Source organism: Francisella sp. SYW-9 (genome assembly GCF_008711465.1).
Lineage (GTDB): Bacteria > Pseudomonadota > Gammaproteobacteria > Francisellales > Francisellaceae > Francisella.
Genome location: NZ_VXKQ01000001.1, coordinates 1 through 13,327 on the forward strand (window position 1 = coordinate 1; position 13,327 = coordinate 13,327).

Here is a 13,327-nt window from a genome sequence, read left to right on the forward strand (position 1 = left end):
TTTTTGTGCACAGAGCCTAAATATAATCTTAAAAGAAAAATTAATCCTTTTTATAGTCAGGAAGCTCTATTTGATCATTAAAGATTCCAGCACCAATAAATTTTGATACAACTGGTGTTGAGGATATTTTGACTGTGATTGTAGAAAGATATTTTTTCACAATCTCATCTGATGCTGCTAAGGATAAGTTTGATAAACCAACTTTTTGTTTTCTGTTGATTATATCTTTTAACTTATCTTGCCATTGTTCAAAAGCTACTTTATAGTCACCTTTAGCTTTATATAATTCACCAGCTAGTATATAAGTCTCAACTATTGCAAACATACTTCCTAAGCCCATTAGTATAGAAGGGCAAGAAGAAGCATCTCCAACTAAAGCAACACGTCCTTTATACCAGTTATTCATTTTTACTTGGCTTACGTTATCGAAATAAATATATTCAACATTATCGAGTCTATCTAGGATATCAGGTGTTTCCCATTTGTTATCTTTAAAGATTGATTTTAGAAGCTGTTTCTTCTCTTCTGTAGTTGTTGGGAATTTTTTAACTAGACTTGCATCAATAGTGAACATTAATAAGGTTTCATTCTCATCTAAACAAACTCTAGCTATTTGCTTATCATTGCCAACACTAACTGCGTAGGTAAATTTCTCAAAATGGTTATAATTTTTTAGCGAAAATGCAGCAATATATTTATCTAAATCATATTCTTCATATTCTGAATTATCAAATACTAATGAACGGATATGAGAGTGTAAACCATCAGCACCTATAACGAGATCAAATTTTTCTGTTGTTTTATCTGAAAGGTGAACGATTACGCCATCTTCTTGTTCTTCTAGGTTTTCTATAGATGTACCAAATCTTATATCGATTCCTTTACAAGCATTATAGATAACTTCTGAAATATCTCCTCGTTTAACACTTAAGAATTCGCCATAATTCTCTTTGATAAGAGAGGAAATATTTACCTTTGATGACCTTCTACCATTTTCATCAAAACAGTGAATATATTTTATTTGATAAGACTTTTCTTTTAACTGTTCAAGAAGCCCCATTTTTTCCATTATTTCACAGGCATGTCCCCAAAAGTCAACAAGATGGCCACCGGATTTAAACTCAGGAGATTTTTCAAAAATAACAGGTTCAAAGCCATACTCTCTAAGCCACCATGCTAAAGTAGGTCCTGCTATACCAATTCCATTTATCGCAATTCTCATGTTCCTTTCCTTTAGAAATTAGTCTAACTTTCAATTTTAGAACTATATTTTTAGTTATTCAATATTATAGATACAAGCATTTGGTAATTATTTGCAGATAGTGCAAAAATTATATAAATTTTTATATATAATAGGTAAGTTATAAGCATAAAAGACTATTATAAGATATATAGGAATACTTATTTATGATTAAAAAATTAAAACAAAAGTGGTTTTGGAGTAAAAACTCTGAACAAGGACCTCCAGATTTAGAGGAAATTATAAAAAAATTCTTTGGTAAAAAGAAAAAGAAGAGTGATAATGATGATGAAAGTATTTACTCTAAAAATGCCAATAAAAATAACCCTATATTTGAGAAGCCACCAATTAAGAAAATAGCAGCTGTTGTTATAGGTGTTTTGATTATTGTATGGGTAGGTTTTGGCTTTTATGTTGTTCAACCTGCTGAGCAAGCAGCGGTACTTAGGTTTGGTAAGTTTACAAAAATGGTTCAACCAGGTTTGCACTGGTATCCGATAGGAATAGATACAATTCGTAAAGAAAATGTCCAAGAGTTAAAAACAATTTCATTAAAAAGAGATATGTTAACGTCTGAAGAAAATATTGTTCATGTTTCTTTTACGGTACAGTATCGTATTTCTAACCTACAGGATTATTTATTTGCAAACACAGATCCATCTCAACTATTACAGCAATCACTAGAAAGTGCTGTTAGACAAGTTATTGGGCATAGTAACTTATCTGATATTCTAACAACACAAAGAGCATCAATAGCCGGTAAAGTTAAGCAAGAAATGGAAGCTTTATTAAAAGAATATAAATCTGGTATATATATAAGTGATGTTATTATGCAGCCGGCTCAAGCTCCAGATGCTGTTAAAGATGCTTTTGATGATGTTATAAAAGCAAGAGAAGATCAGGCTAGATTACAAAATGAAGCTGAGTCTTATGCAAACAGAGTAATTCCAGTTGCCGAAGGTAAAGCTCAGAGAATTGTTGATCAAGCAAATGCTTATAAGCAACAAATAGTATTACAAGCTCAAGGTGAAGTAGCTGAGTTTGAACAACTATTACCAATATACAAAAAATCACCAGATATCGTTATGAATCAAATGTATTTTAATACTATCTCAGATGTATTGCAGCATAATAAAGTCTTTATAATTGATGGAGATGGTGCGAAGAATATTTTTTATGGTTTAGGAAGTAAGCAAAAGCAAGCATTATTATCAAATACACAAGGAGGAAACTAAGATGAGTAAGCTTTTAAAAATAATCTTAGTACTTGTGGTAATTGCAGTAATAGTAACTTTAAGTAGTAAATTTATAGTTAAACAAGGTACAGAATCGGTAGTTTTAAGATTAGGAGAACTTGTTAAAAAAGATGGTAAAGTCATTGAATATGAGCCTGGTATTCATATTAAGATTCCATTCTTAGATACAGTTAAAAACTATGATATGAGAAATAGAGTTTTAACTACAGACTCATCTCGCGTAGTTACAAAAGAGAAAAAAGATGTTCTAATAAATGCTTATGTTGTATGGAGAATAAATGATATTTCTAAATTCTTTATTAGCACAAGCGGACAAACCTTTAGAGCAGAAACATTATTAAAGCAATTCTTAGAATCATCATTAAGAGCTGAAGTTGGTAAAAACGATATTCAAAGCTTAGTAAATAATGATCGAGATAAGTTAATGATAGCATTAACAAAAGATGTAGCTGCTCAAGCTAAAGAAATTGGTATATCTATAGTAGATGTTAGAGTTAATCAGATTGATTTGCCTGATACAATTACAGAATCTATATACCAAAGAATGAAGTCTTCAAGACATAAGGAAGCTTCACGTATAAGAGCTGAAGGTGAAAGGGCGGCTGAGAAAACAAAAGCAGCAGCTGATGCGAAAGTAACAGTAACTCTAGCAGAAGCAGAAAAGCAGTCTAAGATTATTAGAGCTCAAGCAGATGCAAAAGCAGCTAAGATCTTTACAGATACGTATGCAGGCTCAGTTCCTTTATATGAGTTCTTAAAGAGTATGAATTCATATAAGAGGAGCTTTGATGGTAAAAATCAAGTTGTATTTATGCTTAAGCCTAATAGTAAGTTTTTTCAAGGCTTTAAATTAGAGCCTCATAGTCAACTTGCTGAAGCTATGAAAGAGGCTAAATAAATTATGAATAAGGTAAAAGTACTTTTTGTATGTAAGGGTAATATTTGTAGATCCCCAACAGCACATGGTATTTTTAGAGATATTGTTAGAGAAAATGATCTTGAAGATAGTATTTATGTGGAGTCTTGTGGTACTAGCTCACGTATGTGGGGCCATGAGGGTGATGGTGCTGATATGAGATCATTAGAAACAGCTAAAAAATATGACTGTGATCTTTCAGATCAAAAATCGCAACAACTAGAAGAGTCAGACTTTGATAAATTTGATTATATAGTCGTTATGGATCAGGAAAATATAACTACAATGAAAGAGATGTTCCCAAAAGCTGACTTTTCAAAAATATCAAGAATACTTGAATACGCATCAACAATATCTATAAAAGATGTACCTGATCCATACTATGAAAATAACTTTGAAAAAGTTTTTATGATGATTCATACTGCTTGTCAGGAACTTTTTGAAAAAATAAAATTAGAGTATAAATTATGAATTATCGTAACGCAAAATATATAATGGGAGCTGCAAAAGTTTCTCAACTTCCAGAAGATACAGGTGTAGAAGTAGCTTTTGCAGGTAGATCAAATGCTGGTAAATCTAGTGCATTAAATACTCTTACAGATCATAAAGGTCTTGCTAGAGTAAGTAAAACCCCAGGTAGAACGCAGTTAATAAACTTATTTGATCTTGGTGATAATAAAAGACTAGTCGATTTACCAGGTTATGGCTATGCCAAAGTTTCGGAGGCTATTAAAAAACAATGGCAAAGCGAGATGGAAAGTTATTTAACATCGCGTCAATGTTTAGGTGGAATAGTTCTACTGGTAGATTCACGTCATGCGCTAAAAGAGTTTGACTCTTTGATGATTGAGATGGCAATATCATTTGATCTAAACTTACATATACTTCTTACAAAAGCTGATAAACTAAATAACAAAGAAAGAGCCCAAGCTAATAGAATGATAGAAAGCTTTCTAAAAACATTTATTTCGACAGACAAAATCTCCTATCAGTTATTTTCGTCACTAAGTAAAATGGGTCTAGATAAGTTAAAAGAAAGACTAGATTCTTGGTATCAGTAGAATTTATTAAATATAGTTCTTACCCTAATGGGAACTCCAGCTTATTAACCATTTCTTTAGGGCAGACCTGATAGAAGTTCTCCAATAGATTATCAAAGTTTTCTAATATCCTTTTTGAGTGTTTTGATTGAGTTTCTTTAACGTGCTCTATAATTAGATTCTTTAAAATAGTAGCCCAATATGTATTTTTTATTCTATTAAAGACTACTGTTTCAGGATTTATTTTATTAATAAATGTATTTTTTTCATCGTAGACAAATGCCATTCCTCCAGTCATTCCAGCACCAAAATTATCACCAGTATCACCTAATATAACGATAACGCCCCCCGTCATATATTCACAGCCATTAGATCCGCAACCCTCTACAACAGATATAGCACCAGAGTTTCTTACTGCAAATCTTTCACCAGCAACACCTTCAGCAAAGAGTTTTCCTGAAATAGCGCCATAGATTACAGTATTTCCTATAATTGTATTTTTGTGAGAAATTAAATTGCTAGTTTGTGGTTTTTTAATAACTATTGTTGCTCCAGAAAGACCTTTACCAACATAATCATTTGCATCACCTTCTAGTATAAGCTTTAGTCCATTTATGGCAAAGGCACCAAAAGACTGTCCTGCAGAGCCTAGAAAGTTTAATACCAAAGGATTTTTAGAAACTTCAATTTTATAATAATGAGAAATTCTAGTTCCAACAGCTCTATCAGTATTATTAATTGTAAATACCTTACTAACCTTTTCAGAAGAGTTCAGCGATTGCTCTATCTCAGGCCATATTCTTTGATCAAGAGTATCCGGGACTTTGTTGATTATAGGATTGTCACAGTATCTTTTATTACCACCTGAATCAGCTTGTATAAATAGCGGGCTTAAATCTAAATCATCTAGACTAGAAGAGCCTTTGCTAATTTGTTTTAGTAAGTCTGAACGTCCAATAATATCTGTTAGTTTACAAAAACCAAGTTCTGCTAAAATTTCTCTGACTTCTTGAGCTATAAATATAAATAAGTTTACAACCTTTTCCGGTGTGCCAGAAAATCTTTTTCTTAAACCTTTGTCTTGAGTACAGACTCCAACAGGGCAGGTATTAGAGTGGCACTGTCTAACCATAATACATCCCATTGCAACTAGTGCCGTTGTTGCGATACCATATTCTTCGGCACCCATCATTGCCGCAATAACGACGTCTCTACCTGTTTTAATACCGCCATCAGTTTTTAATGTGACTTTATGCCTTAAGTTATTTAATGTCAAAATTTGATTAGCTTCTGTTAAGCCCATTTCCCAAGGAATCCCAACATATTTGACACTAGTTTGAGGTGAGGCTCCAGTACCTCCATTATGTCCAGAGATTAGAATAATATCAGCATTAGCTTTAGCTACACCTGCTGCTATCGTACCAATACCTGAAGAGGCAACTAGTTTTATACTTACTCTAGCATTTGGATTAGCTTGTTTAAGATCATATATCAATTGTGCAAGATCTTCGATTGAATATATATCATGATGAGGAGGAGGGGATATTAGTGTTACACCTGGAGTTGAATGTCTTAACTTAGCTATTTCCGTAGTTACCTTAAATCCTGGTAGCTGACCTCCTTCACCTGGTTTAGCTCCTTGGGCAATTTTTATCTCGATTTCATTACAATTATTTAGATACTCTAGATTAACGCCAAATCTCGCAGATGCTATTTGTTTAACTCGTGAATTTGCGCTATCACCATTTTCCATCAACTTAAATCTTTTTGGATCTTCACCACCTTCACCACTACATGATGCTCCTTTAATTCTATTCATTGCTATGGCTAATGTTTCATGAGCTTCTTTAGATAGGGCTCCATGAGACATACTGCCTGTTCCAAATCTTTTTAATATATTTTCAACACTTTCTACCTCATCAATGCTAATAGAGTTTTGTTTATTTTTAAAATCAATTAAATCTCTAATATTTATAGGAGGTAAACTATATATACCTCTAGCATATTTTTTATATTTTTCATAAGAGTTGGTAGATACTGAGTTTTGTAATAAGTGTATTAGTGTTGCTTGATATTGATGAATTTCTCCATCTCGCCTATATCTATATAAACCTTCAATAGGTAGCATTAGGTTTTCAGAATCACTATTAAAAGCTTGTTTATGAATTTTTGTTATTTTCTTTTCAATTCCAGTTAAGCCTATACCAGATATTTTAGAAACAACATTAGGAAAAAAATCATTGACTATAGTTCTACTTAGGCCTACAGTTTCAAAATTACCACCACCTCTATATGAGGCTATTACAGATATTCCCATTTTGGCCATAACTTTTAGTAGACCAGAGTTTATAGCATTTATATATTTTTTAACAGCTTCATCAAAACTTAAGTTACACAATAAATTTTTCACTAGACGGTCATGGATACTATCTATTGCTAAATAAGGGTTTATGGTAGTTGCACCAACTCCAATGAGTGTTGCAAATGAATGAGTATCTAGAGCATCAGCTACTTGTACATTTATAGATACTCTACCTCTTTTATTTAAATTTACTAGTAATTTATTAACCATTCCCACACATAGTAGCATAGGTATAGGATAGTTATCTTTTGAGACTTTTAAAAGATTAGTCCTTCTAGTAACTACTTCTTTTTCTAGTTTAAAGCTTGGTATTCCATAGACTAGTAATCCACCAGGACAATCATGTTTATCATATATCGTAACTTGAAAGCCAAATTTTCTAAGCTCCTCAGCGCAAACTAAGCCAGCAGGACCTGCTCCAATAATTCCAATACTTTGGGAATTTTCTTTTGATACTTTTATTGGTTTAATCCAGTTATTTTTCCATGCTGTTTCAGTTATGAACTTCTCTATGGAACCTATAGTCACAGTTCCATGTCCAGATTGTTGAATGACACAGCTACCTTCGCACAGCTTATCTTGAGGGCAAACTCTACCACAGATTTCAGGAAAATTATTTGTTGACTGTGATAATTGGTATGCTTCTTCTAATCTATCCTCAGCTACTAGTTTTTAGCCAGTCAGGAATATTATTTCCTAGGGGACAGTGTACTTGACAAAATGGTATACCACATTGAGAGCATCTACTTGCTTATTCTAGAGCTTTTTTAGAGGCAAATTCTTTATATATTTCATAAAAGTCTTTTTTCTATCAACACTTTTACGCTTTTTTGGAGATTCTTGAATAATATGAGTAAATTTGAGCATTATAAAATACTTGAATACTTCATTAAGGAGATAATTGTAATTTAAAATATTACATAAGCAAAAATAATAAGAGAAGATAGTTTATTGCAATTAATATTATATGTAATGGAAGAACTTTTTATTATAAAGAGAAATTTATAAAGATATGTTCACGTTTTCAATATATTTTTAATATAAATAAAAAATACCATAAACACTTTATTTAATTATTAATTAAAATGCATTAGTATAAAGTAAGTTTATAAATCTATGATTAAATTTATGAGGTAATTCTATAGAATGTACAAAATACTAAATTTCTATACAAAAGAAGAAGTTTCTACTGATAGTTTTGTTTTTGCTGGAGAAGATGAACCCTGGGAAATCCAGATGGATATCAACAAAATCAGCAAAAAAATTAATAAAGACTACTTTACTCAAGCATCCCCTTGTCTATCTAAATACATACCATTTATGCCTATAAAAGATCCATCAAGTTTTGTATCTTTAAGAGAGGCGCCAACTCCATTATTAAAAAGTAAAATTATAGGTAAAGAGCTTGGCATAAATCTTTATTTTAAAGTTGAGGGCAAAAATCCTACAGGGTCATTTAAAGATAGAGGATCTGCTGTAGATATCACAGTTGCTAAAGAGCTAGGTGCAAAAGGTATAGTTTTAGCATCAACAGGTAATATGGCAGCATCTTGTGCTTGTTATGCCGCAGCTGCAAAAATGCCTTGTTTTATTATTGTGCCAGAGGGTGTTGCAACATCTAAGCTAGCTCAAGTAATGTCATATGGTGGTAAGATTGTCCAGGTAAAAGGAAGCTATAATGCCGCTGCTAAGTTAGCTTTTGATATTGCAAAGTCAAAAGATTTCTTCCTTGCTGGAGATTATGCTTTTAGAGTTGAAGGGCAAAAAACAGCTGCTTTTGAACTGGTAGATCAGTTACTTTTCCAAGTTCCTGATGAGGTTATTGTACCAATTGGTTGTGGTACTAATATGACAGCTTATTATAAAGGTTTCTCTGAATATAAAGAGTTAGGCTTTATTAACTCTCTACCAAAACTTACAGGAGTGCAATCAACAGGAGCTGATACTTTAGCTAGAGCATATCAAAAAAATCAAAATAGAGTTGAACCACTAAAAGCTGCTAATACAATTGCTACTGCAATAGCAGTGCCATATCCTATAGATGGTGATAAAGCTATCGATGCTATTTATAATACTGGTGGTGAGTCAACAGCCGTTACTGATATGAAAATGCTTGAGGCTCAATATCTATTATCAACAAAAGAAGGATTATTTGTTGAGTTAGCTTCAGCATCAACTATTGCTCATTTACTTCAAAAATACAAAGATGGTAAGCTTCAAAAAGGTAGTACAGTCGTTTGTGTATTGTCAGGTGATGGACTTAAAGATCCAAATGTTGTACTTAAATCAGCAATTCAACCACCAATTATACATCCGTCAGAAACTGATTTTGATAGACTTTATAATAGTCATTTCTTTGATAATAAGACAATGCTATTTATTGAGCAAAATGAAGTAGTATTTGATAGTCTACCAACTCTAGAAGAAGTCAAAAAAACATTAGGTGAGCTGTTTGGAGCTAACTATGATGAGTCATTCCTAGCAAAAGTTAGAGGGCTAATTGAAAGATTCTTAGTTAAAGGTAAAACAATTAGTGTTTCTGATATTCAAGATATTATTCAAGATGCTACAGAGATGACAGATGCTGTTAGTAAAAATATACTTGATGTTCAATCATTCAAAGTTAATGTTGAACTTGATCAAAAATCTGTGGCAGAAGTTACCGTTAAAATTGCAGATCAACTATACTTTGCTTCTTGCTCAGGTGTTGGTCCAGTTGATGCTGTTTTAAATGCTTTATGTAGAGCATGTCCAAGTAATATTGTTTATAACCTAACAGACTATAAAGTTAAGATACGTGGACAGGGTGCTGATGCTGTTGTTTATGTTGAAATGAGTCTAGAGAAAGAAGGTATAAAAAGTATTGGTAAAGCAGTATCACCAGATATAATACAGGCTTCGGTTGAAGCATTTATTGACGCATATAATATTGCTTATGCATAAGATATATCTAAAGGTGAGTAAATTATGAAAAAAATATTAAATAAATATAGTAGACGTCTTACAGAAGATAAATCTCAAGGCGCTTCTCAAGCTATGCTTTATGGTACAGGCATGGATGATAATGATATGCATAAACCACAAATTGGTATTGCTAGTGTATGGTATGAAGGTAATACATGTAATATGCATTTGAATCAATTAGCACAATTTGTCAAAAATAGTGTTGAAAAAGAAAATTTAAAGGGAATGAGATTTAATACTATTGGTGTTAGTGATGGTATTTCAATGGGTACAGACGGTATGAGTTATTCATTACAATCAAGAGATCTTATTGCTGATTCTATTGAGACTGTAATGTCAGCTCATTGGTATGATGGGCTAGTTTCTATTCCTGGTTGTGATAAGAATATGCCAGGGTGTATGATGGCTTTAGGTCGACTTAATAGACCCGGGTTTGTTATCTACGGTGGTACTATCCAAGCAGGTGTTATGCGTGGTAAACCAATTGATATAGTTACAGCTTTCCAAAGTTATGGCGCATGCTTATCTGGTCAGATTACAGAACAAGAGCGTCAAGAGACTATTAAAAAAGCATGTCCTGGTGCTGGTGCCTGTGGTGGTATGTATACTGCAAATACTATGGCATGTGCTATTGAGGCTTTAGGTATGAGTTTACCATTTAGCTCATCTACTCCTGCGACATCACCAGAAAAAGTACAAGAGTGTGATAAAGCTGGTGAAACTATCAGAAATCTTTTAGAGCTAGATATCAAACCTAGAGATATTATGACTCGTAAAGCTTTTGAAAATGCTATGGTGTTAATTACTGTTATGGGTGGGTCTACAAATGCTGTACTTCATTTACTTGCTATAGCAAGCTCAGTAGGAGTTGATCTTAATATAGATGATTTCCAAGAAATAGCTAACAAAACACCTGTATTAGCAGACTTTAAACCAAGTGGTAAATATGTAATGGCTGATTTACATGCTGTTGGCGGTACTCCTGCGGTTATGAAAATGTTACTAAAAGAAGGCATGCTTCATGGTGATTGTTTGACTGTAACAGGTAAAACTTTAGCTGAAAATCTAGCAAATGTAGCGGATCTTTCTGATGATGGTAGAATCATTCAAAGCATAGATAATCCTATTAAGAAAACTGGACATTTACAAATCTTAAAAGGTAATGTAGCTCCTGAAGGATCCGTTGCTAAAATTACTGGTAAAGAGGGTGAAATCTTTAAAGGTGTAGCAAATGTATTTGATTCAGAAGAAGAAATGGTTGCTGCAGTTGAGCAAGGTAAAGTTAAAAAAGGTGATGTAATCGTTATTCGTTATGAAGGGCCTAAAGGTGGTCCTGGTATGCCAGAGATGCTTAAACCAACTTCTTTAATAATGGGTGCTGGATTAGGTCAAGATGTTGCTTTGATTACAGATGGTCGTTTTTCAGGTGGATCTCATGGTTTTATTGTTGGGCATATTGCTCCTGAGGCTTTTGAAGGTGGAATGTTAGCTTTGATTGAAAATGGTGACAAGATTACTATTGATGCTATTAACAATGTTATTGATGTTGAGTTATCAGATCAAGAGATAGCACAAAGAAAATCGAAATGGCAACAACCACAGCCAAAAGCGTCTCGAGGAACTCTTAAAAAATATATAAAAACAGTATCATCAGCCTCTACAGGTTGTGTAACTGATTTAGGTTAAAAGATATCTTTTCTAGCATTTTTTATAAAAAAAATCAATAAAATCGTCTTTACTATTTAAATATAGCTAATCTATGACTATAATATACTAGATATTTAGTATGTGTTTGCTAAATATTAAAATTGAATAAAATTAAAAATAGATTGAAAGGAGAGTGCTAAAGTATGAAAATAACTGGCTCTCAAGCCATAGTAAAATCACTTCAAGCAGAAGGCGTTGATTGTATATTCGGATATCCTGGTGGGGCTATTATGCCCACTTATGATGCTCTACACCAATCAAGAGATAAAATTCATCATGTTTTAGTTAGGCACGAGCAAGGTGCGGTTCATGCAGCTGTAGGCTATGCTAGAGCTACTGAAAAAGTTGGTGTTGCTATTGCAACATCCGGCCCTGGAGCAACAAACCTCATTACAGGTATAGCAGATGCACAGATAGATTCTGTTCCTATAGTTTGTATTACGGGTCAAGTCTTTAGTCCTTTATTAGGCACAGATGCTTTCCAAGAGGCTGATATTATAGGCATGTCTGTGGCTGCCACTAAATGGAATTATCAAATTACAGATCCTAATGAAATTCCAGAAGTTTTTAAAAAAGCTTTTGAAATAGCTTCAAATGGAAGACCTGGTGCTGTATTAATTGATATTACTAAAGATGCACAAGTCGGTATGATGGAGTATGAAGATGCTATTGGCAATAAGCATGGAAAATGGCTTTATAAACCAACTATAAATATGGATGATATCCTTAAAGCATCAGAGTATATAAATAATGCTAAAAAGCCGATTATGATAACAGGGCATGGTGTTATGTTATCAGGGGCTGAAGAAGCAGTCTTAAAAATTGCAGAAAAAGGGAATATTCCCGTAGTAAGTACTTTACTAGGATTATCAGCATTTCCATATAATCATGATCTATATAAAGGTATGCTTGGGATGCATGGTAATTATGCAGCTAATGTCCTTTGTAACGAAGCAGATGTGGTAATTGCTGTTGGGATGAGATTTGACGATAGGGTTACGGGAGATCTTGGTCATTATTTGCCAAATGCTAAGATTATTCATATTGAAATAGACCCTTCTGAGATTAATAAAAATGTCAAAGCAGATATTGGTATAAATGCTGATGCTAAAGAAGCATTAACATGTTTACTACCATATATAGCAAATAATTCTCATCAAGGATGGCATGATGTATTTGCATCTGAGCATCAAAAAGAAGTTAAGGCTATTATTGAGGGTGAAACGAACCCAACTTCTGGCGAAATAAAAATGGCCGAGGTAATAAGTTTAATATCTAAAGCTACTAATGGTAGAGCTATTGTAGTATCTGATGTTGGACAACACCAAATGATTGCTGCAAGATATTATCAGTTTTTAGAAACTAATTCTCATATTAGTTCTGGAGGTTTAGGAACTATGGGATTTGCCTTACCTGCAGCTATTGGCGCAAAGATGGGTGTTAAGGATAATAGAACTGTCGTTGCTGTAATAGGTGATGGTGGTTTCCAGATGAATATCCAGGAACTAGCTGTTCTAAACCAAGAAGGTATTAATGTTAAAATCTTAATATTAAATAATACGTTCTTAGGAATGGTACGTCAGTGGCAAGAGTTATTCTTTGAAAGTAGATATTCTTATACAAATATATCTTCACCTGATTTTGTTAAGGTTGCTGAGGCGTATGGTATTGAAGGTGAAAGAGTTAAAGAAAGAAAAGATCTTAAAGATGCTATAGCTAGATTTCTTAACTCAGATAGTTCATACTTACTAGAGGTAATGGTGGAAAATCAGGAAAATGTTTTCCCTATGGTACCTGCTGGTGAATCAATTAGTAATACTAAATTAGGAATAGAGGAGTAGC

Annotated in this window: 10 protein-coding genes and 2 pseudogenes; 8 read left to right on the forward strand and 4 right to left on the reverse strand. The window is 33.1% G+C overall.

Annotation, left to right across the window (positions count from 1 at the left end):
- Positions 1-40: 40 nt before the first annotated feature.
- Complete coding sequence (locus F3D62_RS00005) at positions 41-1,222, reverse strand: FAD-binding domain (RefSeq protein ID WP_150466198.1); 1,182 nt, start codon at positions 1,220-1,222, stop codon at positions 41-43.
- A gap of 185 nt (positions 1,223-1,407) precedes the next feature.
- Here F3D62_RS00005 and hflK point away from each other — a divergent pair, with 185 nt between their 5' ends.
- Genes hflK through yihA form a run of 4 tightly spaced genes read left to right on the forward strand, consistent with a single transcriptional unit; the run spans position 1,408 to position 4,473 of the window.
- Positions 1,408-2,475, forward strand: coding sequence for an FtsH protease activity modulator HflK (gene hflK / locus F3D62_RS00010; RefSeq protein ID WP_150466199.1), 1,068 nt, complete (start codon positions 1,408-1,410; stop codon positions 2,473-2,475).
- A 1-nt stretch (position 2,476) separates the two neighbouring features.
- Complete coding sequence (gene hflC, locus F3D62_RS00015) at positions 2,477-3,394, forward strand: protease modulator HflC (RefSeq protein WP_150466200.1); 918 nt, start codon at positions 2,477-2,479, stop codon at positions 3,392-3,394.
- Between the two features lie 3 nt (positions 3,395-3,397).
- Entirely contained in the window at positions 3,398-3,883 is a 486-nt protein-coding gene (locus tag F3D62_RS00020) for a low molecular weight protein-tyrosine-phosphatase (RefSeq protein WP_150466201.1), read from the forward strand.
- On the forward strand, positions 3,880-4,473 hold the full coding sequence (gene yihA / locus F3D62_RS00025) for a ribosome biogenesis GTP-binding protein YihA/YsxC (RefSeq protein ID WP_150466202.1): 594 nt from the start codon (positions 3,880-3,882) through the stop codon (positions 4,471-4,473). The genes F3D62_RS00020 and yihA overlap by 4 nt, the downstream gene beginning before the upstream one ends.
- A gap of 19 nt (positions 4,474-4,492) precedes the next feature.
- Here yihA and gltB read toward each other — a convergent pair whose 3' ends face one another.
- The 3 genes and pseudogenes from gltB to F3D62_RS13205 form a co-directional block, all read right to left on the reverse strand.
- Positions 4,493-7,327, reverse strand: coding sequence for a glutamate synthase large subunit (gene gltB, locus F3D62_RS00030; protein WP_263478745.1), 2,835 nt, complete (start codon positions 7,325-7,327; stop codon positions 4,493-4,495).
- A pseudogene (locus tag F3D62_RS12875) lies at positions 7,301-7,468 on the reverse strand (NAD(P)-dependent oxidoreductase); the annotation flags it as partial. The pseudogene F3D62_RS12875 and the gene gltB, both read right to left, overlap by 27 nt.
- Before the next feature lie 4 nt (positions 7,469-7,472).
- Complete coding sequence (locus F3D62_RS13205; protein WP_191092498.1) at positions 7,473-7,541, reverse strand: hypothetical protein; 69 nt, start codon at positions 7,539-7,541, stop codon at positions 7,473-7,475.
- A 593-nt stretch (positions 7,542-8,134) separates the two neighbouring features.
- Between F3D62_RS13205 and thrC the strand changes: the two are divergent.
- The 4 genes and pseudogenes from thrC to ilvB form a co-directional block, all read left to right on the forward strand.
- A pseudogene (gene thrC, locus F3D62_RS12880) lies at positions 8,135-9,028 on the forward strand (threonine synthase); the annotation flags it as partial.
- A gap of 156 nt (positions 9,029-9,184) precedes the next feature.
- Entirely contained in the window at positions 9,185-9,757 is a 573-nt protein-coding gene (locus F3D62_RS13210; RefSeq protein ID WP_224732610.1) for an alpha-isopropylmalate synthase regulatory domain-containing protein, read from the forward strand.
- 24 nt (positions 9,758-9,781) lie between these two features.
- Entirely contained in the window at positions 9,782-11,464 is a 1,683-nt protein-coding gene (gene ilvD, locus F3D62_RS00040) for a dihydroxy-acid dehydratase (protein ID WP_150466204.1), read from the forward strand.
- Positions 11,465-11,628: 164 nt separating this feature from the next.
- On the forward strand, positions 11,629-13,326 hold the full coding sequence (gene ilvB, locus F3D62_RS00045; protein ID WP_150466205.1) for a biosynthetic-type acetolactate synthase large subunit: 1,698 nt from the start codon (positions 11,629-11,631) through the stop codon (positions 13,324-13,326).
- The last annotated feature ends 1 nt before the right edge of the window (position 13,327 follow it).